The following is a 22,994-nucleotide window of genomic DNA, read 5'->3' on the forward strand; positions in this document are numbered from 1 at the left end:
TCGAAAGGAACGGCGGCGTGCCTTGCCTGAAAACAATCAAGCGGCATCAAGCCGGGTCCAGGGCAGGACCGTCGAGGAGGGAACATGGCATCGCAGATCGTCTCGGCTGTCGGCGTAATGATCGTCGGCGTCTTTGCCTGCGCATTCTATTACTGGCTGTCCGACAAGCTGTTGAACCTTGCCCTGCCGGTGCGCGATGGCGATGTCACCCAGGCCTCGCGCAATCTCAACCGCCGCGCCACGGTGCGCCCCTGGCTGTTTCTCGGCCCGGCGCTGCTGCTGCTGGCCGTCTATCTCGTCTATCCGGTCATCGCCACCTTCATCCTGTCCTTCTATGATCGCTCCGGCGTCAATTTTGTCGGCTTTGCCAATTACCGCTGGGCCTTCTTCGATGACGGTTTCCGCCAGTCGATCTTCAACAACATCCTCTGGCTTGCGGTGGTGCCCGCCGCTTGCACCTTCTTCGGCCTTGTCATCGCGGTGCTGACGGACCGCATCTGGTGGGGCAATATCGCCAAAAGCATCGTCTTCATGCCGATGGCCATCTCGTTTGTCGGCGCCTCGGTCATCTGGAAATTCATCTATGAATATCGCGGTGCGGGGCAGACGCAGATCGGGCTCCTCAATGCCATCGTCACCTTTTTCGGCGGTGATCCGGAAGTGTGGATCGCCATGCCCTTCTGGAACAATTTCTTCCTGATGGTGATCCTCATCTGGATCCAGACCGGTTTTGCCATGGTGATCCTGTCGGCGGCGCTGCGCGGCATTCCGGAGGAAACCATCGAGGCGGCCGTCATCGATGGCGCCAATGGCTGGCAGATCTTCTGGAAGATCATGGTGCCGCAGATCTGGGGCACGATCGCCGTCGTCTGGACCACCATCACCATTCTCGTCTTGAAGGTCTTCGACATCGTGCTGACCATGACCAATGGCCAGTGGAACACGATGGTGCTTGCCAACCTGATGTTCGACTGGATGTTCCGCGGCGGTGGCGACAGCGGCCGAAGTGCCGTCATCGCCCTCATCATCATGGCAGCCGTCACGCCGATCATGGTGTGGAACATCCGCCAGGCCAACCGCGAGCAGGGAGGTCACTGAGATGGCAAGCATCGCAACCCGCATCCGTCGCGTCGGCCTTCCGCGCCTCATCGTTCATCTCTCGGTTCTCATCATCGCCATCCTCTGGCTGGTGCCGACGCTCGGCATCCTGGTTACCTCCGTGCGCCAGAAGGACCAGATCACCACGTCCGGCTGGTGGACGGCCTTCAGCAGTTCGACGCAGACCAGCGCCGGGCGGCTCGGCGATCCGTCGACCGCACGCCAGGAAGGGGCCAATTACGTCATCACCGGCTCCGTCTTCGAAGGCGGGCAGGGGGGAACGGTCAGAGCTTTCGGCGTGCGCGTGCAGGAGCCTTCCGCCTTTCCGGCTGATAAGCCGGCCGACCTCGGCGATGGCGAGACGCTCACCGTCAAGCTCGATGGCAGTTATGTCTACTCAAAGAACGCGCCGTTCGAGGGATCGCGCGGCAAGCGCATCTATCTCTCGGTTGCGACACCGCCGGCCTTTACCTTCGACAATTATCGCACGGTGGTGAATGCGGAAGGCCTTGGCCAGTCCTTCATCAACTCGCTGACGGTGACGATCCCGGCGACGATCATCCCGATCCTGATTGCCGCCTTTGCCGCTTACGCGCTCTCCTGGATGCATTTTCCCGGCCGCACGCTGATCATTGCGCTGGTCGTCGGCCTCATCGTCGTGCCGCTGCAGATGTCGCTCATTCCGCTGCTGCGGCTCTATAACGAGGTCGGCAGTTTCTTCGGCACCTCCTCGAAGACCTATGCCGGCATCTGGCTTGCCCATACGGCCTTCGGCATGCCGCTCGCCGTCTATCTGCTGCGCAATTACATCGCCGGCCTGCCGAAGGAAATCATCGAAAGCGCCCGCGTCGACGGCGCGTCGGATTTCGAGATTTTTGTGAAGATCGTGCTACCGCTGTCTTTTCCGGCGCTGGCTTCCTTTGCCATCTTCCAGTTTCTCTGGGTGTGGAACGACCTTCTGATCGCCATCGTGTTCTTAGGGACCGGGCGCGACCAGCTGGTGCTGACGGGCAGCCTGAATGCCCTCCTGGGCTCGCGCGGGGGCAACTGGGAAATCCTCACGGCCTCGGCCTTCATTACCATTATCGTGCCGCTTTTGGTGTTTTTCGCTCTTCAACGCTATCTGGTGCGCGGTCTTCTGGCGGGTTCCGTCAAGGGCGGCTGAGCACTTCTCTTTCAAGGTTATATTGCAATGACTGCACTTTCCCAGACGATCGAAACGCCGGATACCGATTGGTGGCGCGGCGCGGTCATCTATCAGATCTATCCGCGCTCCTACCAGGATTCCAACGGCGATGGCGTCGGCGACCTGAAGGGGATTACCGCGCGCCTGCCACATATTGCAGCGCTCGGTGCCGATGCGATCTGGATCTCGCCCTTCTTCCCGTCGCCGATGAAGGACTTTGGCTATGACGTCTCCAATTATGCAGACGTCGATCCGATGTTCGGCACGCTGTCGGAATTCGACGCGCTGATTGCCGAGGCCCATCGCCTGAAGATCAAGGTGATGATCGACCTCGTCATCTCCCACAGTTCCGACCAGCATGCCTGGTTCATCGAAAGTCGCTCCAGCCGCTTCAACCCGAAGGCGGATTGGTATGTGTGGGCAGACGCCAAGCCGGATGGCACGCCGCCCAACAACTGGCTGTCGATCTTCGGCGGCTCGGCCTGGGCCTGGGATCCCACGCGCATGCAGTACTACCTGCACAACTTCCTGACCTCGCAGCCGGACATGAACCTGCACAATGCCGAGGTTCAGGACGCGCTGCTGGATGTGGTGCGCTTCTGGCTGAAGCGCGGCGTCGACGGTTTCCGCCTCGACACGATCAACTTCTACTTCCACGACAAGGAGTTGCGCGACAACCCGGCGCTGGCGCCGGAGCGGCGCAATGCGTCGACGGCTCCGGCCGTCAATCCGTATAATTTCCAGGAACACATCTACGACAAGAACCGCCCGGAAAACCTCGAATTCCTGAAGCGCTTCCGCGCCGTGCTGAACGAGTTTCCGGCGATTGCCGCCGTCGGCGAAGTGGGCGACAGCCAGCGCGGGCTGGAAATCGTCGGCGAATACACGTCCGGCGGCGACAAGATGCAGATGTGCTACGCCTTCGAATTCCTGGCGCCGGACATGCTGACGGCCGAACGGGTGGCCGAAGTGCAGCATGCCTTTGCCGCTGCGGCGCCCGAGGGCTGGGCCTGCTGGGCTTTTTCCAACCATGACGTCGTGCGCCATGTCAGCCGCTGGGGCGCCGACGTGCATGACCGCGATGCCTTTGCCAAGCTGCTTGCCGCCATTCTTCTGACGCAGCGCGGTTCCGTCTGCATCTATCAGGGCGAGGAACTGGGTCTTACCGAGGCCGATATCGCCTATGGCGACCTGCAGGATCCTTACGGCATCCAGTTCTGGCCGGAATTCAAGGGCCGCGATGGCTGCCGCACGCCGATGGTGTGGGACGATCATGCGGTGCTGGCCGGCTTTTCCAGCGCCGAAAAGCCGTGGCTGCCGATCCCGGTCGAGCACCAGATCCGCGCCGTCAACGTGCAGCAGGGCGATCAGTCCTCGGTTCTGGAACAGTATCGCCGCTTCCTCGCCTTCCGTCGCCAGCATCCGGCCTTTGCCAAGGGCGAGATCCGCTTCCTGCCGGTCCATGGCAATCTGCTTGGCTATGAGCGCAGCCTCGGCAACGAGACGGTGCTCTGCCTCTTCAACATGAGCGCCGAGCCGGTCGCGGCCGACCTTCCGGAGGGCGAATGGACCGTGCTGGAGGGCCATGGATTCGACAGCGTGGCCGAGGCCAACACCATAAACCTGCCGGCCTGGGGCGCCTTCTTCGCCCGCCGCGGCTGACACCAAGAAAAAGGGGAGAGACACATGGCCGGACTGGTTCTGAAGGATGTTCGCAAGGCCTATGGGCAGGTGAAGGTGCTGCACGGCATCGATCTCACCATCGCCCAGGGCGAATTCATCGTCTTTGTCGGACCGTCCGGCTGTGGAAAATCCACGCTGCTGCGCATGATCGCAGGCCTTGAGGAGATCACCTCCGGCGACATGCTGATCGATGGCCAGAAGGTCAACGAGGTGCCGCCCTCCAAGCGCGGCATCGCCATGGTCTTCCAGTCCTATGCGCTCTATCCGCACATGACGGTCTACGACAACATGGCGTTCGGCATGCGCATCGCCAAGGAAAGCAGCAAGGAGATCGACCGGCGCGTGCGCGCCGCCGCCGAGATCCTGCAGCTCACGCAATATCTGGAGCGCCTGCCGAAGGCGCTGTCGGGCGGCCAGCGCCAGCGCGTGGCCATCGGGCGCGCCATCTGCCGCGATCCGAAGGTGTTTCTCTTCGACGAGCCGCTGTCCAACCTTGATGCGGCGCTGCGCGTCGCCACCCGCATCGAGATCGCCAAGCTCAACGAGAGCATGCCCGACACCACGATGATCTATGTCACGCACGATCAGGTGGAGGCGATGACGCTGGCGGACCGGATCGTGGTTCTGTCTGCCGGCCGCATCGAACAGGTCGGTGCTCCGCTTGAACTCTATGAGCGGCCGAAAAACCTCTTCGTTGCAAAATTCATCGGCTCGCCGGCCATGAACATCATCCCGGCGACCATCCGGGAGACCGGCGAAAAGACCGGCATCGAGCTTCGTGGCGGCACCACCGTCTCGGTGCCGGTGGCAACGGCCTCATCGGAAAAGGGCAAGGCCGCAAGTTTCGGCATCCGCCCGGAAGACCTGACGGTGACGACCGGCGACGCCTATCTCTTCGAAGGAAAAGTTGCGATCGTGGAAGCGCTCGGCGAAGTGACGCTTCTCTACATCGACGGTCTTTCGGACGAAGAGCCGATCATTGCCAAGATCCCCGGCATCTTCAAGGCGGAGAAAGGTTCCGTGCTGCGCTTTACCGCGACAGAGGACAAGATGCATCTCTTCGATGCCGACGGCCAGACCTATCGCCGCTGACAGCCTGTCCGATAATCTCCTTCGGCGGGCTGCAAATGGCGCTTTCTCCGCTTCCGGTGCTGACGTCCGGAGAGGCTGCGCTCTGGCTGTGAGGGCTATCAAATCGATCGTATCTGACAGGGTCGCGGATTCTGAAGCTATTCTTCATACGCTCTATTAAGCTTCCGGTTCTAAGCTCATCGCGTCCAGAAAGTTCATGTCCGAGGCCGCGATGACCGTTCACCCGAAAAACTACCTCAAACGGGAAGAGTCCTTCATGTATGACCGCGAGACGCGGTTTCGCATGGAAGACACGATGAACGCCGCACGCATCGAATATACCGAAAAGCACGTCATGCACATGGCGTCGCGCCGCTGCGACGTGGTGCGCATCTCCATGAGCGGCGCCGTGTTGGCGCTTCTGACGCAGTACAATTTGCCCAACGAGTTCGTGCTGGATATCCCCGACGCCCGCATCATGAAAGTGGGCTGCATCCTCATGCGCACCAACACCAACAACACGATCGATGTCCGTTTCCTGCGCCTGCTGACGCAGAAGGAACTCGACCGCATCTTTATCTTCTCCACGCATCCGGCGCATCGCGACAAGAAGCTGGATGTGCGGAGCTGGTGAGGGGGCAGATCGGTTGACGTGGCTGCAGATGGATTTGAGCGCAGCACATTTCTCCAAGTTCATGCGCAGCCAGGGTTAAATCTGTTGCCAGCCTTAGCGTCCCCATTCTGACTCAGGCTTTGGAGCCTAACACCGCCTCGGGGATGCAGGCCGCGCCCGCCCAGCCGGTCATTTCGTCGGTTGCGACCGCGCGGAAAGTTTGTTGCCGTCGGGATCACGAAGATAGGCGACGAATGCGCCGTTGGGACGCTCGTTGGGTGGGCTCTCGATCGAGGTGCCGCCATGCATGACGCCGGCGTCGTGCCAGGCAAGGACATGGGCCGGGCTTTGTGCTGCGATACCGATCGTTCCGCCGTTTGCCGCCGTTGCCGGCTTGCCGTCGATGGGCTTGGTGATCATCAAGCGGCCGCCCTCGTGGAGATAGATCAGCCTGCCGCGGGCATCCATTTCGCCGGACTTGCCGCCCAAGGCCACGAAGGTGGCGTCGTAGAAGGCCCTGGATTTTTCCAGGTCGTTGCTGCCGATCATGACATGGGTGAACATGCGTCATCTCCTTGGCGACACCGCTGGTGCCGTTTCGACGGAACTCGACCGGCCGTCGTCGACAGCCGGTCCCTGCAGCCTCGTGCCGGTTGGTCTTGCGACCCGTCACGCGTCCTGTCGTTCCTCGAGGATCACCCGAAAAACACGCTCGCGCCGGCATCGGCCGGTCCCACATGGCGACGGAAGGGGGCGAAGAGTTCGCGGCCCATGCCAAACTCGTTGTCGTCCAGATTGACGTCGGCCAGCGGGCGGGCGGCAAATTCGGCGGCGTCGACGAGGATTTCCAGCGTGCCGTTCACCGCGTCGAGGCGCACGATGTCACCGTCCTTGATCTTTGCGATCGCGCCGCCGTCGCAGGCTTCCGGCGTCACATGGATGGCGGCCGGCACCTTGCCCGATGCGCCGGACATGCGCCCGTCGGTGACGAGGGCCACCTTGAAGCCGCGATCCTGCAGCACGCCGAGCGGCGGGGTGAGGCGGTGAAGTTCCGGCATGCCGTTTGCCTTCGGACCCTGGAAGCGCACGACGGCGACGAAATCCCGGTTCAGCTCGCCGCGCTTGAAGGCGTCCTGCAGCTCCTGCTGGCCGTTGAAGACGATGGCGGGGGCCTCGATGACGTGGCGCTCCGGCTTGACGGCCGAAATCTTGATCACCGCCTTGCCGAGATTGCCGTGCAGCATCTTCAGCCCGCCATTGGACTGGAACGGCTTGTCGATGGTCGACAGCACTTTTGGATCGCCGCTGACCTCCGGGCTCTTTTCGCGCACTACGGCGCCCTTTTCGTCGAGCTTTGCCTCAACCGTATAGGCTTCCAGCCCTTGCCCGAACACAGTGCGCACATCGTCATGCACAAGGCCGGTTTTCAGGAGCTGCTTGATCAAAAAGCCCATGCCGCCGGCCGCGTGAAAATGGTTCACGTCGGCAAGGCCGTTCGGATAGACGCGGGCAAGCAGCGGCACTACATCCGACAGTTCGGAAATGTCCTGCCACGTCAGGTGGATGCCGGCGGCGCGCGCCATGGCGACCAGATGCAGCGTGTGGTTGGTCGAGCCGCCGGTGGCGTGCAGGCCGACGACGCCGTTGACGATGGAGCGCTCGTCGATCATCTCGCCGGCGGGGGTGAATTCGTTGCCGAGCGCTGTGATGGCCAATGCGCGCTTCACGGCTTCCTTGGTGAGTGCCTCGCGAAGCGGCGTGCCGGGATTGACGAAGGAGGCGCCGGGCATGTGGAAGCCCATGATCTCCATCAGCATCTGGTTGGAATTGGCCGTGCCGTAGAAGGTGCAGGTGCCGGGGCCGTGGTAGGATTTGGATTCAGCTTCCAGCAGTTCGGCGCGGCCGACCTTGCCTTCGGCGTAGAGCTGGCGGATGCGGGATTTTTCGTCGTTCGGAAGCCCCGTCGTCATCGGGCCTGCCGGAATGAAGATGGCGGGCAGGTGGCCGAAGGTCAGCGCTGCAATGACGAGGCCGGGCACGATCTTGTCGCAGATGCCGAGATAGACGGCGGAATCGAACATGTTGTGGGAAAGGCCGATGCCGGCTGCCATGGCAATCGCATCGCGCGAAAACAGCGACAGCTCCATGCCCGGCTGGCCTTGTGTGACGCCATCGCACATGGCCGGCACGCCGCCGGCCACCTGCGCCACGCCGCCGGCTTCGCGCGCAGCATCGCGGATGATCTGCGGAAAGAGCTCATAGGGCTGGTGGGCGGACAGCATGTCGTTATAGGCGGTGATGATGCCGAGATTGGGAACGACGTCGCCGGCGAGCGCGTCCTTCTCGGCGGGGGAACAGACGGCAAAACCATGGGCGAGGTTGCCGCAGGAGAGGGTGGAGCGGTGAACGCCCTTCGAAATCGCCTTCTGCACGCGGCCGAGATAGGCCTCGCGGTGCGGCTTGGATCGCTCGACTATGCGGGCGGTGATCGCTTCGATGCTCGAATGGGCAGCCATGGCCAATCTCCATAAATCGACGCGGCGGGCCGGGAGTGCCCGCCGGTTTTAAAGGTTTGCGTTGCAACCGGCGCCGCAGGCTGCAGCGCCGGTGCGGGCTCCGCTCAGGGGGCCCAGTAGATTTCGAGGTCGGATTGCGCCCGGTTCAGCACGGCGCGGATCGGCATGTCCAGCTCGTCTGAACCACTTTGCGCACGCGCCAGAACCTCCTTCTTCTGCTCGCCTTCGATATGCAGAATGAGAAGGCGCGCATCGGAAAGGCTTGTGAAGGTAAAGGTCAGGCGTTCTTCGCCGGCACCATCGGCATCCATGGTCATCACGCCGCGCGGCGTGTCTGCCGCAATGGCACGTTCCAGATGGTTGCCGCCCGGGAAGAACGAGGCGGTGTGCCCATCGGTTCCCATGCCGAGGATCGCCACATCGAAGGGATTGCCGATATCGGCCGTGCGGTCCGTGGCAATGGCGGCGGCCTGTAGGGCAGACGCCACGTCGGCATAGAGCGGAAGGAAGATCGCCGCTGCCGCCTTGTCCTTCAGAAGGTGGGTCGTAACCAGCAGATGGTTGGACCGCGGATTGTCCGCCGGCACGAAACGCTCGTCCACCAGCGTTACCGTCACCCGGTCCCAGGCGATATCGCGCGAAGACAGCGCCTCGAAGAAGCGCTTGGGCGTGGAGCCGCCGGAGACGGCCAGCGAGGCGGAGCCGCGCGCGGCAATCGCCTGCGACAACGCCATCGAGACGTCGATCGCCAGTTGCGCAGCCAGCGCCTCGGCATCGGCGAAGCTATGAAGATGTGCGCTCATCGGCATCAACCCTCGTGCCAGGTGCGGCCGTCACGCTCAATGAGCGCAATCGCCTGGCTCGGACCCCAGGTGCCGGCAGTATAGCCCTGCGCCAGCTGGCCGGTGGCTTCCCAGGCTTTGAGGATCGGATCCACCCATTTCCACGCCGCTTCCACTTCGTCGCGGCGCATGAACAGCGTCTGGTTGGAGCGGATGACGTCCATCAGCAGGCGCTCGTAGGCATCGGGATTGCGCACGTTGAAGGCGGCGGCAAAGCTCATGTCGAGCGAAACGTTGCGCAGGCGCATGCCGCCCGGGCCGGGGTCCTTGATCATCAGCGACTGCTTGACGCCTTCATCCGGCTGCAGGCGGATGATCAGCTGGTTGGCCGAAATGCGGCCGGCCGCGGGATCGAAGATGTTGTGCGGGATCGGCTTGAAGGTGATGACGATTTCCGACATGCGGCTGGCGAGCCGCTTGCCGGTGCGGATGTAGAAGGGAACGCCCGCCCAGCGCCAGTTGTTGATCTCCGCCTTGATGGCGACAAAGGTCTCCGTGTTGGAGACGCCGCCTTCCAGCTCTTCCAGATAGCCCTTGACCGGGCCGCCGGCAGACGCACCGGCGCGGTACTGGCCGCGCACCGTCATCAGTTCGGCATTGGCCGCGGTGATCGGCTTCAGCGCGCGCAGCACCTTCAGCTTTTCGTCGCGCACGGCCTCCGAATCCATCGAGGACGGCACTTCCATGGCAACAAGGCAGAGAAGCTGAAGGATGTGGTTCTGCACCATGTCGCGCAGGGCGCCGGCGGTATCGTAATAGCCGGCGCGGCCCTCAAGGCCGACGGATTCGGCCACCGTGATCTGCACGTGGTCGATATACTGCGCATTCCACAGGGGCTCGTAGAGCGCATTGGCAAAGCGCAGCGCCATCAGGTTCTGCACGGTTTCCTTGCCGAGATAGTGGTCGATTCGGAAGATCTGTTCTTCCTTGAACGCCTTGGCGATATTGTCGTTGAGGTCGAGGGCGGAAGCAAGGTCGCGGCCGATCGGCTTTTCCACCACGATGCGGGTGGACTTGGTGATCAGCTTGTGATCGCGGATCTTTTCGGAAATCGCCCCGAAAATCGCCGGCGAGACGGCGAGATAGAAGGCCCGCACGCGGTCCTTGCCGTCGTCCAGCAGCTTTTTCAGCACATCCCAGCCGGTATCGGACTTGGCATCCACCGACACATAGAACAGGCGGGCCAGGAACTTTGCGACTTCCGCATCGTCATATTCGCCTTCCTTCAGGAATTCCTTCAGCGCGTCCTTGGCAAAGGTGCGAAACTCCTCATGCGTCAGCGCACTGCGCGAGGCGCCGATGATGCGGGTCGGTTCGGTAAACTGGCCTTCGATCTGGCGATGGTAGAGGGCCGGAAGGAGCTTGCGCTCAGCAAGGTCGCCGGTGCCGCCGAAGACGACATAGTCAAAGGGTTCCACGGGGATGATCTGGCTGCTCATGCCTTGCACTTTCCAAGTCTCGAGGTTGTGGATTTCATAATCTAATCGATTTAAAAATGCCAGCCCGCTTCTGTGATTTTGTCGCGGGCGTAGCCGTTTCAGCTTTGGTTGCGTGGCGCCCCGTCACGGGGTGAAGGGCAGGGTGGCCACTTTATCCTGTCGGCCTGCATTCCATTTGATCCTTGTGCCGGCCCTTTGTCGGTGACGGCCTCAAAATCTGTCCCGAAGCGCAAACCAGGTCAGCGCCAGAAACAGAAGGGGGCCGCGCAATCGCTGTCCGCCGGGAAAGGGCGGAACCTGAAGGTCGGTCAAAAGATCCAGTTCGCTGGAATTGCCGGCCACCACGTCAGCATACATCTTACCCGCATAGTTTGACAGCATGACGCCATGGCCGGAATATCCCGCGATAGAGGTGACGCCCGGCATCACCTCGCGCGCAAACGGCTTTCGCGTCAGCGTAATGCCGACCGAACCGCCCCAGGCATGGCTGATGTCGATGTCCTTCAGATCCGGATAAAGCTCGGCGATCTGCTTGCGGATATGCCGGGAAATGTCACGCGGGCTGTCGGCGGTATAGGCCTCGCGCCCGCCAAACAGCAGGCGCCCGTCCTTGCTTTTGCGGAAATAACGCACGACGAAGCGGCTATCGGCCACGGCCTCGTTGCCGGGGATGACCTTTGGAAACGCATCGAGCGGCACGGTTGCGGCAATGAAGGAGCGGATCGGCATGACATGGGCTGCCGTCTCGCGTTCCAGATTGCCGATATAGGCATTGGTGGCAATCAGCACACGGTCGGCGGTGATGCGGCCTGACGGCGTCTCGATCAGCGTCTTGCCGCCGTTTTGCGTGATGCTCAGCGCCCTCGTCATCTCGCAGATCCGCGCTCCGGCTTGCGCTGCTGCCCGCGCCAGCCCCACCAGCAGCTTCAGCGGGTGGATATGGCCGGTGCCGGTATCGCGCACGCCGTAATGATAGGCCGAGGAGCCGAGCCGGGCCGCCGTCTCCTCGCGGTCCATGAATTTGACGTGCGGATAATCGTAACGGGTCGCCAGAATGTCAGCGGAGCGCCGATAGGCATCCTCATGGCCCTTCTTGTGCGAGACATTCATCTGGCCGGACTGAAAATCCATGTCGATGCCATGGGTTTCGGCAAAATCGAGAAGATAGCGCTTGGCATTCTCCGCCAGATCGAACAAGGCGCGGGAGCGTTCATAGCCGAGTTCCGGCTCAAGCTCGTCCGGCCAGGCGCGTTGCCCGCTTCCAAGCTGCCCGCCATTGCGCCCGGAGGCGCCGTCGCCGAAGCGGCCCCCTTCGATGAGGAGAACGTCGACGCCGCGCTTGGCAAGGTTATAGGCCGCCTGCAGGCCGGTGAAGCCGCCGCCGATGATGGCGACATCCGCGCGGGTCGAACCGTCGAGCGCCGCATAGGCCGGGCGTTCGACAATCGTGTCCTGATACCAGGAGAGGCCGGGTGCGATCGGGCTTTGCCATGTGTCGCGCATGCTGTTCTCAGTGCCGTTCATGCGGCCACCTTACACGTTGAGCAGCAGGAATTCACGCTCCCAGGGGCTGATCACCTGCATGAAGGTTTCAAACTCCCCGCGCTTGACGCCCGCATAGATGCCGATGAACTCGCGCCCGAAGACCTCTTCGAAGGCCGGTTCGCCTTCCAAAAGGGCGACGGCTTCCAGAAGTCCGCGCGGCAGTTCGATGGAGCCTTCGTTGGCCGTATCATAGGTCGGCTCGGTCGGCTCGATCTCGCGCATGATGCCGAGCAGGCCGCAGCCGAGCGAGGCGGCAAGCGCCAGATAGGGGTTGGCATCGGAGCTGGGCAGGCGGTTTTCGACGCGCCGCGCCGCCGCGTCCGAAATCGGCACGCGAAACGCCGTGGTGCGGTTGTCATAGCCCCAGGCATTATTGACCGGGCAGGCCATGTCCGGCGTCAGCCGCCGGTAGGAATTGACGTAGGGTGCCAGCATTGCCAGCGCGCTCGGCACGTATTTCTGCATGCCGCCGATGAAGTGGAAGAAGGCGCGCGAGGGAGAGCCATCCTCGTTGGAGAAGATGTTGCGGCCCGTCTTGGTGTCCACCACCGACTGGTGGATGTGCATAGCAGAACCCGGCTGGCCCTGCATCGGCTTTGCCATGAAGGTGGCATAGATGCCGTGCTTCAGGGCTGCCTCGCGAATGGTGCGCTTGAACAGGAAGACCTGATCGGCGAGCTGCACCGGATCGCCGTGGCGCAGGTTGATCTCCAGCTGCGCCGGGCCTTCCTCGTGGATCAGCGTGTCGATCTCCAGACCCTGCTTTTCCGAAAAATGATAGATGTCGTCGATCAGTTCGTCGAACTCGTTGATGCCGGCAATCGAATAGCCCTGACCGCCCGAGATCGCCCGGCCGGAACGGCCTTTCGGCGGATGCAGCGGATAATCCGGATCCTCGTTGATCGCGACCAGATAGAATTCGATCTCGGGTGCAACGACCGCCTTCCAGCCCCTGTCCGCATAAAGCTGCATGACGTTTTTCAGCACATTGCGCGGGGTATAGGGTACCGCCTCGCCCTCGGTGCCGACGATATCGCAGATCACCTGCGCCGTCGGATCGCTTTCCCAGGGCACGACCGAAAGGGTGGAAAGATCCGGCACGAGCTTGATGTCGCTGTCGCGGGAATCGTAGCGGAAGTTTGCCGTCTCGTCCGGATATTCGCCGGAAATCGTGTGGCGATAGAGCGCCGACGGCAGGGCGAGCGAGGTGTTGGAGGTGAATTTCGAGGTCGGCATCATCTTGCCGCGCGGAACGCCGGCCAGATCCGGCGTGATGCATTCGACGTCCTCGATACCGCGTGCCTTCAGCCATGCGGCGGCCTCTCGCCAGTTCTCCACGCCCCGCAGCGAGGTGAGGGTGGGATGGGCTGCGGCAGCCTTGCGCACGCTTCCGGGTGCTGGGGCAGACGGCTTTTTCTTGGGCGGCATAGGTCACCGTTTCTCGTTGACGATACCCCTATCATAGCGGGAACACGCCAATTGGCGAGGGGGGATAGCACTTGGCACCAATTGACATTGCCGCCTTGATGCCAAAGAGGAAGGGGGATTGTCAGGCAGGGGCAGGCGCGGTGAAACGCAAATATGATGTGGTGGTGCTCGGCGCTGGTGCGGCCGGCATGATGTGCGCGCTGCGCACCGGTGGCCTTGGCCGCTCCGTGCTCGTGCTCGACCATGCCAAGGCACCGGGCGAAAAGATCCGCATTTCCGGCGGCGGCCGCTGCAATTTCACCAACCTGCATGCAGGCCCTGCCAATTACATTTCCACCAACCGACATTTCGCCAAATCGGCCCTTGCCCGCTATACGCCGCGCGATTTCCTGGCGCTTGTCGAAAAGCACCGCATTTCCTGGCACGAAAAGACGCTCGGCCAGTTGTTCTGCAATGACAGCGCCCGCGACATCGTGCGCCTTCTGCTCGATGAAATGCGCGCGGCAAACGTGACACTGGAGCTGCAGCAGACGCTTGGCGGGGTCGAAAAGACCGAAAGCGGCTTTCGCATCCTTGTCGATGGCTCAACGGTGGAGGCGGCGGCACTTGTGGTGGCAACCGGCGGGAAATCCATCCCGAAAATGGGGGCGACCGGCCTTGCCTATCGCATCGCCGAGCAATTCGGCCTGCCGCTTGTCGAGACACGGCCGGGGCTTGTGCCGCTGACGCTTGATCCGCTGCTGTTGCAGAAGCTGTCCACGCTCTCCGGTGTCTCGGTGGAGGCGGAGGTCCGCCACGGCAAGACTGCCTTTCGCGAGGCACTGCTTTTTACCCATCGGGGCCTCAGCGGTCCCGCGATCCTGCAGATTTCCTCCTACTGGCGCGAAGGCGAGGAGGTGCAGTTGCGGCTGGAGCCCGACATCGACGTGCTGGAGCGGCTGAAGGCGGCGCGCAAGGCCAATGGCCGCCAGGCGCTGCAGACGGCGCTCGGCGACATCCTGCCGCGACGTCTGGCGCAGTTTTTTGCAGATGAGATGAACCTTTCCGGCGCCATGGCCGACCAGTCGGATCGCCAGCTGTCGGCGGTTGCCTCAGCCGTGCAGGCCTGGGTGTTGAAGCCGGCCGGGTCGGAAGGCTATCGCACGGCCGAAGTCACGATCGGCGGTATCGATACGGCGGCGCTCGATTCGCGCACCATGCAGGCAAAGGCCGTTCCCGGCCTCTATTTCATCGGCGAATGCGTCGATGTCACCGGCTGGCTCGGCGGCTATAATTTCCAGTGGGCCTGGGCGTCCGGTCATGTCTGCGGCGAGGCGCTGGGCGGGGTCTGATGACCCGGCCCTAACACGGTTTTGCGCGTGTCGGGCACCTCATATTCATATAGTCGAAAATACAACCCTAAGATTTGAATACGATTCTTCAGCAATTCTTTAATCGCCACTGGCAAAACAGGATAGACCCTCGGATTTGAGGGCATTCCTTATTCTGATCCGAATATTTCAGAGGTTTTCTCATGGTCGTCGATCGGCTGCTTGCGCGCTTCAAGATCCAGACAAAGGTTGTCGCGTTCATCGTCCCCTTTGTGCTCAGTATCTCGGCCGTGGGGCTGTCGGGCCTCTATGCGTCCAGTCTTCTGCAGACGCGCATGGACATGTCCAACACGGTCATGCAGTCGCTGAGTGGCTTCAAGCAGGTCTATTCCGGCATGAGCACCTTTCTGAAGCGCCCGAGCGAGGAGAGCCGCGTGGCGCTCACCACGCAGATCTCGGCCCAGGCGGATCTTCTGAAGGCGGTGCGCAGCAGCGCCCAAAGCGACGATGGCAACAGCGAGATCGACGGGGCCATCAGCGGCACGGACGCCATCAGCGCTGAGATCGATCAGTCATGGTCGCGCTACCAGGATGAACTGGCCGTGCGCGCCGGCATCGACCAGGACCTGGAGGCGATCGCCAAGCATCAGGCGGATATCCTGACCTATGCGGTCGGTACCCGCGATAATCTGGCGCAGGACGAAGCGAAAGCCAAGGCCCTGCTGCGTGATGCGGAAAAGCTGGTGCGCGGGGCAGGCGTGCTGGCCAAACTGGTCGCCGATCTGAACGCCGAGGTCACGCCGGAACGGAAAATGGCGGTCGTCAAGGCCCAGATCGGCGCACTGACGGCTGCCGTCTCGCAGATCACCGCCGTCCTTCCGCTCGATCAGAAGGTGCTGGCCGATGATCTCACCGGTGGTGTGCAGCAGTTGGCGCAGCAGCTGGAAACCGGTGTCGTCGACGACACGACGATCACGGCCGTGGAGCGCGCGATCAATCTCATGCGCCCGGCTTCCATCCGCCTGCAGGGTGCGGCAACCGTGAAGTCTCGTCAGGCAACGGAAGTGTTCGGCGCGCTCGATCAGCCGATTGCTGCGGCAACGAATTTTCTGAATGCCGCCCGCCAGGTTCTGGATGCCGTCAAGGTGCTGGAACTGAAGACGATCCGCTATGTGGCGGCACCGGACGCCGGCAGGCTGAACGAGCTTCAGGGCGCGCTGATGTCGCTCGATGTCTCGGCCGGCACGATGGAGAGCGACAAGAGCTTCCCGCAGGAGGCCCGCAGCCGTGCTGCCGCCATCCTGCCGATCATCGTTACGCTCGAAAACCGGTCCACCGCGCTTCTCGATCTGTCGAAGAAGCGGCTCGACGCATTTTCCGCCGCCGAGCAGGACATCGACCGGATCTGGAACAACCTGACGCAGTTTGCCGGCCACCAGCGCGATGCGGCCGGCGCCGAGCGCGAAAAGGCCAACCAGATTTCCGCGGGCGCCATGGCACTCGGCATCCTGGTGGCAATCTGTGCCGGCATCGGCCTTGTCCTGACCTTCAAGGGGCCGATCCTGCAGATTGCCGCGGCCATGCGCCGGCTGGCGTCCGGCGATCTCGACACCGATATCGCCGGCGAAGCCCGCCATGACGAGATCGGAGACATGGCGCGTGCGCTCGGCATCTTCAAGGAAAATGCCCGCGAGAAGGTGCGCATCGAGGCGCAGGCGGAAGAGGAGCGTGGCGCGGCCGAGGCCGAGCGGGTCCGCAACGAGGAGGAGAAGCAGGCGATCGACCGGCAGATCCAGTTTGCCGTCTCAACGCTTGCCCAGGGTCTCGAGCGATTGGCCGCCGGCGATGTCTCGACCACCATCGACACGCCCTTTGTCGGTCGCCTCGAACAGTTGCGGACCGATTTCAACCGGTCGATGACGCATCTCCAGGACACGATTTCGCTGATCAAGGGCAATGTGGTGGCCATCCAGAGCAATGTTCGCCAGATGGCGCAATCGACCGACGACCTGTCGCGGCGCACCGAAACCCAGGCGGCATCGCTCGAAGAGACGGCTGCGGCCGTGAGCGAGGTGACGGTGAATGTGCGTGCGGCGGCCGACAAGGCGCGTGAAGCCAACACCATCGTTGGTGATACCCGTCGCAGCGCCGATGGATCGCTGGTGGTGGTCGGCAATGCCGTTTCGGCCATGCAGCGCATCGAAGGGGCCTCGCAGAAGATCTCCCAGATCACCGAGGTGATCGATTCCATCGCCTTCCAGACCAATCTTCTGGCGCTGAATGCCGGCGTCGAGGCCGCGCGAGCCGGCGATGCCGGCAAGGGCTTTGCGGTGGTTGCCCAGGAAGTGCGCGAGCTTGCCCAGCGCTGCGCAAGTGCCGCCAAGGAGATCAAGAGCCTGATCACCGTTTCGGCCGAAGAGGTCGCCACCGGTTCGCACCTGGTGAAACAGACCGGCGAGGCGCTGGCGGCCATGGGGCAGCAGATTTCCAGCATCAGCCGTCATGTCGAGGATATCGCCACGGCGTCACGCGACCAGTCCTCGGCGCTTCACGAGGTGAACGGCGCCGTTGGCCAGATGGACCAGCTGACCCAGCAGAACGCCGCCATGGTGGAGGAAACCAGCGCCGCAAGCCGCCAGCTGGCCGAAGAAGCAGACCAGCTGGTCACCCTGCTTGAAGAGTTTCAGGTCGATCGGCCGCAAGCAGCGGGCATGCAGCCGGTGCTGAGCGCCGCCTGAGCGGTCTCACCGCGTCTGATGTGTGCCAGGAAGCCGGTCGCGTTGCCGGCTCCTTTACCACGACGCGACCGTGCTTTCAGTTTCATGCAAGGATCGAGTGTTTTATTCAAGACTTCTTAAGTGACCTGCCGCATCCTTTGAAACAACGAACCGGTTCTCGAAGCACTTAAGGTGGAAGAGCCGGTGCGGGTGACGGGATGTTGTCGCAGCCATGGCGTGTCTTTCTGCCGGCCGTGCCGCAATGCGTCCACAGTTCTGGCGGATGAAAGACCGTCGCGCCTGTCTGTCGTTTCGCGATGGAAAAACCTGTTTTTGGGGATCGTACCATGCATAAGAACCGCGCGCGTGCCATTGCCATTGCCGAAGCCCGCAACAAGGCCAGCCTTGCGCTGAGCCTGTTTGCACTTGCCGTTTGCGCCACGGCAGCCTTCCTGTCGCTGCCCGGCATCTTCTGATCAGTCGGCGTCTCCCTTCAGGGGGGGCATCGGGTTTCGCAAGCGTTTGCCGCAACAGCATGCGCGCGCATCGGATTGCGACGTGGGGTAGGATGGAGCCTGGTCTTTCGCGTTATATTTGACGAAGCGCAAATTCAGTTCTCCTTTACTTAAACGGGTTATTCTTCCTGAACCGAGTTATCGGTCGGTTTCACGAAGGGGCCCGCCTTATGTCCAAATTTTTCCCCGCGTCTGTCACGTCGCGCATTCTTGTTCTGTGTCTTTCGCTCGTGGTGGTGGCCGTTGCTGCCGTCGCCGGCATGACCTATGCCTATCTGCGCTCCGACATCCTGCAGAAGACGGCGGTCGATGCCCGCGCGGCGATGCGCGCCATGGCCACTCTCTATGACGTGTCGGTGGAAGGATCCGAGATCCAGCTGACCGATGGAACGGTGACGGGTGTGCGCCAGCAGGGGCCGCTGCAATTGCCGGACCACACGCTGGTCGACCGCACCGCCCAGACCATTTCCGGTGTCGCCACCGTCTTCCAGAAACAGGGCAGTGATTTCACCCGCATTTCCACCAATGTGAAGAACGAGAAGGGCGAGCGCGCGATCGGCACGAAGCTTGCGGCAGACCATCCGGCGCAGGCCTATCTGGCGCGCGGCGAGGCCTATTACGGACCCGCCGTGCTGTTTGGCCGCAACTTCATCACCGGCTATTTCCCGGTGAAGGATGCGGCGGGCGCCGTCACCGGCGTGCTTTTCATCGGCATTCCGCTTGAAGTCTATTTTGCGCAGATCGCCTCATCCGGCGAAGTGATGGTGGTCACGGGTCTGATTGCGATTGCCGTGGTCGGTCTGGTGGGCCTGCTGATGATCCGCCGGCTGGTGCAGCCGCTGACGGTGCTCACCGGCACGGTTCTGAAGATCGCCGCCGGCGAGGATGTTGCGGTTCCCTATGCCGACCGGCCCAACGAATTCGGCAATATTGCCCGCGCGCTCGACATCTTCCGCAGCAATGCCCGCGAAAAGCAGGCAACGGAGGAACGCGCCGCGCGCGAGCGCGCCGCAGCCGATCAGGATCGCCGCCGCAACGACAAGGAAAAGCAGGAGACGGACCAGCAGATCGATCTGGCTGTCTCGGAACTCGCCGTTGCGCTTACGCGCCTGTCGCAGGGCGATCTGTCGCGCCTTATCGATACGCCGTTTTCCGGCCGTCTCGAGCAGCTGCGGATCGATTTCAACAGCTCCATCGCCAATCTTCGCGACACGATGAGCCGCATCCGCCACAGCACGCTGTCGATCCAGAAGGGCACGGCGGAACTCAGCGCCTCGTCCGACGATCTGGCGCGCCGGACGGAGACGCAGGCCGCCTCGCTGGAGGAAACCGCAGCGGCCGTCGATGAAATCACGGTGACGGTCACCAATTCGGCCGCCCGTGCCCGTGAGGCAGACCAGGCGGTTTCCACCACGCGCAAGACCGCCGACAGTTCCTCCACCGTTGTCTCCAGCGCCGTGGATGCCATGGGCCGCATCGAGGAGGCCTCGCAGAAGATCGAGCTGATCATCGAGGTGATCGACGACATCGCCTTCCAGACCAATCTTCTGGCGCTCAATGCCGGCATAGAGGCGGCCCGCGCCGGTGAGGCCGGCAAGGGCTTTGCGGTGGTGGCGCAGGAAGTGCGCGAACTTGCGCAACGTTCGGCAAGTGCTGCCCGCGAAATCAAGGATCTGATCAACCAGTCGAGCGACGAGGTGCGCAACGGGTCCGAACTGGTGCAGCAGGCCGGCAAGGTTCTGGCTGCCATCAGCGAACAGATTTCCGGCGCCAGCCGCCATGTGGAATCGATTGCCACCGCAAGCCAGGACCAGTCCTTGGCGTTGAAGGAAATCAACGGCACCGTCAACAAGATGGATCAGCTGACCCAGCAGAACGGTGCGATGGTGGCTGAAACCAGCCAGGCCAGCGCCAGACTTGCCACCGAGGCAGAGGTGCTGATGCAACTGGTCGAACAGTTCCGCATCGATATGGGGCAGGGCGCGCGGCGGGCGGCGTGAGATCATCGCACGACCGTTGAAGAAGGGTGGCATCCGCCGTGCCACCCTTTTTCCATCTGCGCCACGGATGGGCATGGCGTCGGTAGAACTCGTCCTCCGTCTGGGGGCGGGCAGAAGCCACTTTGGCAAGGCTAAGGAGACCGATGAGGTCGTGCATGGATCACTCCTTCCTGAAAAGTGATCCCTTTCTAGCGGTCATGCGGTGGTTTCCGAACCGACGGAAAACGGCTATGCTTTTCACCCATGAAAAACATCAGCTGGGATAGTTACGCACTTTTTCTGCATGTCGCGCGCGGCGGCGGCCTGTCGGGAGCTTCTGCCGCAACAGGTCTCAGCCCGGCGACACTTGGTCGTCGCATGCTGGATCTGGAAGCAGAGATTGGCCGTGCGCTTTTCATCCGTAGTCGTACGGGATACCGCTTGACGGCGGATGGCGAAATGCTGCTCTCCCAGTGCCAGGAGATGGAGGGAACCGCGCGGCGCATTGCCGGGTGGAGCACGGACGACACCGGCAAGCCACTCATCCGCCTTGCATGCGGCACCTGGATGGCCTGGCATCTGATGCGTCATTGGGGCCGGCTCTGTGGCCCGCTCGACCGGTTTCGTCTGGATATCTTCATCGCGGAACGACGCGCCAGCCTCGCCTACCGGGAAAGCGATATCGGCCTGCGATCGTTCGAACCTGAAGAGACCTATCTTGCAACGGCAAGGCTCGGGCATGTCGCCTATGCCGCATACCGCGCGCGCCATGTCGCGCCATCCGCCGACGAAGGATGGATTGCCGTCGGGCAGGACGACGCGATTTCGGCCTATCTGCTGTATCCGCATGAGCGGCATGCGAAGCGGATCGCCGTTCTGGTCAACCGACCGCGCTCCTTGCTGGATCTGGCCAACGCCGGCGCGGGCATTGCGGTGTTGCCCTGCTTTGTCGGCGATCAGGTGCCGGACCTCGTTCGGGTCGGCGAGCCGATCGACGCGCTTCGCCAGGGCCAGTGGATCGTCATGAACAATGAGGACCGCCACCGGCGCGACATCCGCCTGGTCGTCGACCGGATGACCGCGCTTGTAAGAGACGGGGAAAAGCTGTTCAGCGGGATGCTGGCGCAACCTTAGGCCGCGGCGGGTCGGGGACCTTCGATCCGCCGCGGCTGGCGCTCGACCTCACCGTGGCGACGCCACGATGACCGGGATCATCAGGTCGCCCCAATTGCCCTCGCCGCCGTGGTGGCGGGCGGAGCGGACGAGTTCGACGGAAACGCCCGCCTCGACCGCCTTCATCACGGCATGGTTCAGCCGGTGCAGGTCATTGGCCAGCATGCGGATGGCCGACTGCTGTTCGCTGGTCATGGTGGTCGATTGTTCTTCGGCGCGTTCCTTGACGCGGGTCTGGACGTTCATGGCATTTCTCCTCTTGGTTTCAGGGGTTCTTGATGGGTGCAGACTGGGGTAACTGCCCGTGGGGTAGGGCTATTGCAGTTGAAACAAGGCCCTCTCTGCCCTGGCGGGCATCTCCCCCACGAGGGGGGAGAAACGACGCGGCAGCAAGCGTCCATTCTGCAAAACGAGCGCGGCCGGGCTAAGCCCTCCCCCTTGTGGGGAGGGTTTGGGAGGGGCCTTTCTGAGGTCTCGACCTCATTCCGCCGCCGGGCGGAACTGGTCGTGCTCGGTCGATTCCCCCATAGCCGTGGTGGAGGAAAGGCCGCCGGAAATGGCGACCGACACGGCATCGAAATAGCCGGTGCCCACCTCGCGCTGGTGCTTGGTCGCCGTATAGCCGTTGATCTCGGCGGCAAATTCGGCTTCCTGCAGCTCCGAATAGGCGGCCATCTGGCGGTCCTTGTAGCCGCGCGCCAGTTCGAACATGCCAAAGTTCAACTGGTGGAAGCCGGCAAGCGTGATGAACTGGAACTTGTAGCCCATGGCGCCGAGCTCGCGCTGGAACTTGGCGATGGTCGCATCGTCCAGGTTCTTCTTCCAGTTGAACGAGGGCGAGCAGTTATAGGCGAGCTTCTTGCCTGGATGCACCCTGTGGACGCCCTCGGCAAACTTGCGCGCCTGTTCCAGGTCGGGCTTGGAGGTCTCGCACCAGATGAGATCGCAATAGGGCGCATAGGCGACCGCGCGGGCAATGCAGGGTTCCAGCCCGTTCTTCACCTGATAGAAGCCCTCGACCGTGCGACCCTTGCCGTAATCGACAAACGGCTGGTCGCGCTCGTCGATGTCCGAGGTCAGAAGCTTTGCCGCTTCCGCATCAGTGCGGGCAATGACCAGCGTCGGCGTGCCCATGACGTCGGCGGCGAGACGGGCGGCCGTCAGGTTGCGGATATGCGCCGCCGTCGGGATCAGCACCTTGCCGCCGAGATGGCCGCATTTCTTTTCCGATGCCAGCTGGTCCTCGTAATGCACGCCGGCAGCCCCCGCCTCGATGAAGGCCTTCATGATCTCGAAGGCATTGAGGGGCCCGCCGAAACCGGCCTCGGCATCGGCCACGATCGGGGCAAACCAGGTGTCGACGGAAAGACCTCCGCCTTCCGAGGTCTCGATCTGGTCGGCGCGCTGCAGCGTTTTGTTGATGCGCTTGGCCAGTTCCGGTGCGGCATTGGCCGGATAGAGCGACTGGTCGGGATACATGGCGGACGCCGTATTGGCGTCTGCAGCCACCTGCCAGCCGGAGAGGTAGATGGCTTTCAGCCCGGCGCGGACCATCTGCATGGCCTGGTTGCCGGAGAGAGCGCCGAGCGCATTGACGAAATCCTCGCTCTCGAGCAGCTGCCAGAGCCGGTTCGCCCCCATCTCCGCCAGCGTGTGCTTGATCGCCACCGAGCCGCGCAGGCGCGTCACATCGGCCGGCAGATAGGGACGGGCAATGCCGTCGTAGCGACCCTTGGGGGCGGACGGAACGAGATTGTAAAAGTCTGTCATGATGCTCTCTCCCTGAACTGGCGGCCGCGCTTGCAATCAGCGATCCGGCCTTGATGCCTGAGACAGAATTTACCCTGCACTGCGGTAAGTCGCCAGAAGATAAGCATTT

At 62.5% G+C, this 22,994-nt stretch carries 18 protein-coding genes; 10 read left to right on the forward strand and 8 right to left on the reverse strand.

Going from position 1 to position 22,994, the window contains the following annotated elements; translation table 11 throughout:
- The first annotated feature begins 84 nt into the window (after window positions 1-84).
- The 5 genes from ACEXP3_RS17840 to ACEXP3_RS17860 all read left to right on the forward strand — a co-directional run bounded on the left by ACEXP3_RS17840 (window position 85) and on the right by ACEXP3_RS17860 (window position 5,672).
- Window positions 85-1,098 carry a carbohydrate ABC transporter permease gene (locus tag ACEXP3_RS17840; protein WP_377298459.1) on the forward strand — a complete coding sequence of 338 codons (1,014 nt, stop codon included), beginning with the start codon at window positions 85-87 and terminating at the stop codon, window positions 1,096-1,098.
- 1 nt (window position 1,099) lies between these two features.
- The gene (locus tag ACEXP3_RS17845) at window positions 1,100-2,263 is read left to right on the forward strand and encodes a carbohydrate ABC transporter permease (protein ID WP_377298460.1); all 1,164 of its coding nucleotides are present in this window, start codon (window positions 1,100-1,102) and stop codon (window positions 2,261-2,263) included.
- Between the two features lie 27 nt (window positions 2,264-2,290).
- Window positions 2,291-3,946, forward strand: a complete 1,656-nt coding sequence (gene bglA, locus ACEXP3_RS17850; protein WP_377298461.1) for a beta-galactosidase BglA — start codon at window positions 2,291-2,293, stop codon at window positions 3,944-3,946.
- Between the two features lie 24 nt (window positions 3,947-3,970).
- Window positions 3,971-5,059, forward strand: coding sequence for an ABC transporter ATP-binding protein (locus tag ACEXP3_RS17855; RefSeq protein ID WP_377298462.1), 1,089 nt, complete (start codon window positions 3,971-3,973; stop codon window positions 5,057-5,059).
- Between the two features lie 256 nt (window positions 5,060-5,315).
- Window positions 5,316-5,672 carry a hypothetical protein gene (locus ACEXP3_RS17860; protein ID WP_210104142.1) on the forward strand — a complete coding sequence of 119 codons (357 nt, stop codon included), beginning with the start codon at window positions 5,316-5,318 and terminating at the stop codon, window positions 5,670-5,672.
- Window positions 5,673-5,840: 168 nt separating this feature from the next.
- On the opposite strand, the gene ACEXP3_RS17865 is transcribed toward ACEXP3_RS17860, so the two are convergent.
- The 6 genes from ACEXP3_RS17865 to ACEXP3_RS17890 all read right to left on the reverse strand — a co-directional run bounded on the left by ACEXP3_RS17865 (window position 5,841) and on the right by ACEXP3_RS17890 (window position 13,421).
- Window positions 5,841-6,215, reverse strand: a complete 375-nt coding sequence (locus ACEXP3_RS17865; RefSeq protein WP_377298463.1) for a VOC family protein — start codon at window positions 6,213-6,215, stop codon at window positions 5,841-5,843.
- Between the two features lie 131 nt (window positions 6,216-6,346).
- Complete coding sequence (gene edd, locus ACEXP3_RS17870) at window positions 6,347-8,167, reverse strand: phosphogluconate dehydratase (RefSeq protein WP_377298464.1); 1,821 nt, start codon at window positions 8,165-8,167, stop codon at window positions 6,347-6,349.
- Window positions 8,168-8,271: 104 nt separating this feature from the next.
- Window positions 8,272-8,970, reverse strand: a complete 699-nt coding sequence (pgl, locus tag ACEXP3_RS17875; protein WP_377298465.1) for a 6-phosphogluconolactonase — start codon at window positions 8,968-8,970, stop codon at window positions 8,272-8,274.
- A gap of 5 nt (window positions 8,971-8,975) precedes the next feature.
- Complete coding sequence (zwf, locus tag ACEXP3_RS17880; protein WP_377298466.1) at window positions 8,976-10,448, reverse strand: glucose-6-phosphate dehydrogenase; 1,473 nt, start codon at window positions 10,446-10,448, stop codon at window positions 8,976-8,978.
- Window positions 10,449-10,658: 210 nt separating this feature from the next.
- Window positions 10,659-11,972, reverse strand: coding sequence for an NAD(P)/FAD-dependent oxidoreductase (locus ACEXP3_RS17885; RefSeq protein ID WP_377298467.1), 1,314 nt, complete (start codon window positions 11,970-11,972; stop codon window positions 10,659-10,661).
- A gap of 9 nt (window positions 11,973-11,981) precedes the next feature.
- Window positions 11,982-13,421, reverse strand: coding sequence for a glutamine synthetase family protein (locus tag ACEXP3_RS17890; RefSeq protein WP_210103526.1), 1,440 nt, complete (start codon window positions 13,419-13,421; stop codon window positions 11,982-11,984).
- Window positions 13,422-13,519: 98 nt separating this feature from the next.
- Here ACEXP3_RS17890 and ACEXP3_RS17895 point away from each other — a divergent pair, with 98 nt between their 5' ends.
- From ACEXP3_RS17895 to ACEXP3_RS17915, 5 genes are all read left to right on the forward strand, one after another.
- Window positions 13,520-14,752, forward strand: a complete 1,233-nt coding sequence (locus ACEXP3_RS17895) for a BaiN/RdsA family NAD(P)/FAD-dependent oxidoreductase (protein WP_377298527.1) — start codon at window positions 13,520-13,522, stop codon at window positions 14,750-14,752.
- Between the two features lie 182 nt (window positions 14,753-14,934).
- Complete coding sequence (locus ACEXP3_RS17900) at window positions 14,935-17,469, forward strand: methyl-accepting chemotaxis protein (RefSeq protein ID WP_377298468.1); 2,535 nt, start codon at window positions 14,935-14,937, stop codon at window positions 17,467-17,469.
- A 326-nt stretch (window positions 17,470-17,795) separates the two neighbouring features.
- Window positions 17,796-17,924, forward strand: a complete 129-nt coding sequence (locus tag ACEXP3_RS17905; protein ID WP_281067713.1) for a hypothetical protein — start codon at window positions 17,796-17,798, stop codon at window positions 17,922-17,924.
- A 209-nt stretch (window positions 17,925-18,133) separates the two neighbouring features.
- Window positions 18,134-19,963 carry a methyl-accepting chemotaxis protein gene (locus ACEXP3_RS17910; protein ID WP_377298469.1) on the forward strand — a complete coding sequence of 610 codons (1,830 nt, stop codon included), beginning with the start codon at window positions 18,134-18,136 and terminating at the stop codon, window positions 19,961-19,963.
- Between the two features lie 243 nt (window positions 19,964-20,206).
- Complete coding sequence (locus tag ACEXP3_RS17915; RefSeq protein ID WP_377298470.1) at window positions 20,207-21,076, forward strand: LysR family transcriptional regulator; 870 nt, start codon at window positions 20,207-20,209, stop codon at window positions 21,074-21,076.
- Window positions 21,077-21,124: 48 nt separating this feature from the next.
- Here ACEXP3_RS17915 and ACEXP3_RS17920 read toward each other — a convergent pair whose 3' ends face one another.
- Together ACEXP3_RS17920 and aceA are read right to left on the reverse strand one after the other, a co-directional pair.
- The gene (locus ACEXP3_RS17920) at window positions 21,125-21,361 is read right to left on the reverse strand and encodes an SMc00767 family acetate metabolism repressor (protein WP_210103521.1); all 237 of its coding nucleotides are present in this window, start codon (window positions 21,359-21,361) and stop codon (window positions 21,125-21,127) included.
- Window positions 21,362-21,595: 234 nt separating this feature from the next.
- Entirely contained in the window at window positions 21,596-22,885 is a 1,290-nt protein-coding gene (gene aceA / locus ACEXP3_RS17925) for an isocitrate lyase (protein WP_377298471.1), read from the reverse strand.
- Window positions 22,886-22,994 lie beyond the last annotated feature (109 nt).

It is taken from the genome of Neorhizobium fuzhouense (genome assembly GCF_042611105.1).
GTDB lineage: Bacteria > Pseudomonadota > Alphaproteobacteria > Rhizobiales > Rhizobiaceae > Neorhizobium > Neorhizobium galegae_A.

What these genes read in the sequence shown, in the direction of transcription:
- edd (WP_377298464.1), bottom strand. Translation starts at nt 8,167, where the DNA reads ATGGCTGCCCATTCGAGCATCGAAGCGATCACCGCCCGCATAGTCGAG.
- ACEXP3_RS17890 (WP_210103526.1), bottom strand. Translation starts at nt 13,421, where the DNA reads ATGCCGCCCAAGAAAAAGCCGTCTGCCCCAGCACCCGGAAGCGTGCGC.
- ACEXP3_RS17840 (WP_377298459.1), top strand. Translation starts at nt 85, where the DNA reads ATGGCATCGCAGATCGTCTCGGCTGTCGGCGTAATGATCGTCGGCGTC.
- bglA (WP_377298461.1), top strand. Translation starts at nt 2,291, where the DNA reads ATGACTGCACTTTCCCAGACGATCGAAACGCCGGATACCGATTGGTGG.
- ACEXP3_RS17910 (WP_377298469.1), top strand. Translation starts at nt 18,134, where the DNA reads ATGTCCAAATTTTTCCCCGCGTCTGTCACGTCGCGCATTCTTGTTCTG.
- ACEXP3_RS17895 (WP_377298527.1), top strand. Translation starts at nt 13,520, where the DNA reads ATGCCAAAGAGGAAGGGGGATTGTCAGGCAGGGGCAGGCGCGGTGAAA.
- zwf (WP_377298466.1), bottom strand. Translation starts at nt 10,448, where the DNA reads ATGAGCAGCCAGATCATCCCCGTGGAACCCTTTGACTATGTCGTCTTC.
- ACEXP3_RS17920 (WP_210103521.1), bottom strand. Translation starts at nt 21,361, where the DNA reads ATGAACGTCCAGACCCGCGTCAAGGAACGCGCCGAAGAACAATCGACC.
- ACEXP3_RS17885 (WP_377298467.1), bottom strand. Translation starts at nt 11,972, where the DNA reads ATGAACGGCACTGAGAACAGCATGCGCGACACATGGCAAAGCCCGATC.
- aceA (WP_377298471.1), bottom strand. Translation starts at nt 22,885, where the DNA reads ATGACAGACTTTTACAATCTCGTTCCGTCCGCCCCCAAGGGTCGCTAC.
- ACEXP3_RS17855 (WP_377298462.1), top strand. Translation starts at nt 3,971, where the DNA reads ATGGCCGGACTGGTTCTGAAGGATGTTCGCAAGGCCTATGGGCAGGTG.
- ACEXP3_RS17905 (WP_281067713.1), top strand. Translation starts at nt 17,796, where the DNA reads ATGCATAAGAACCGCGCGCGTGCCATTGCCATTGCCGAAGCCCGCAAC.
- pgl (WP_377298465.1), bottom strand. Translation starts at nt 8,970, where the DNA reads ATGAGCGCACATCTTCATAGCTTCGCCGATGCCGAGGCGCTGGCTGCG.
- ACEXP3_RS17915 (WP_377298470.1), top strand. Translation starts at nt 20,207, where the DNA reads ATGAAAAACATCAGCTGGGATAGTTACGCACTTTTTCTGCATGTCGCG.
- ACEXP3_RS17900 (WP_377298468.1), top strand. Translation starts at nt 14,935, where the DNA reads ATGGTCGTCGATCGGCTGCTTGCGCGCTTCAAGATCCAGACAAAGGTT.
- ACEXP3_RS17845 (WP_377298460.1), top strand. Translation starts at nt 1,100, where the DNA reads ATGGCAAGCATCGCAACCCGCATCCGTCGCGTCGGCCTTCCGCGCCTC.
- ACEXP3_RS17860 (WP_210104142.1), top strand. Translation starts at nt 5,316, where the DNA reads ATGTATGACCGCGAGACGCGGTTTCGCATGGAAGACACGATGAACGCC.
- ACEXP3_RS17865 (WP_377298463.1), bottom strand. Translation starts at nt 6,215, where the DNA reads ATGTTCACCCATGTCATGATCGGCAGCAACGACCTGGAAAAATCCAGG.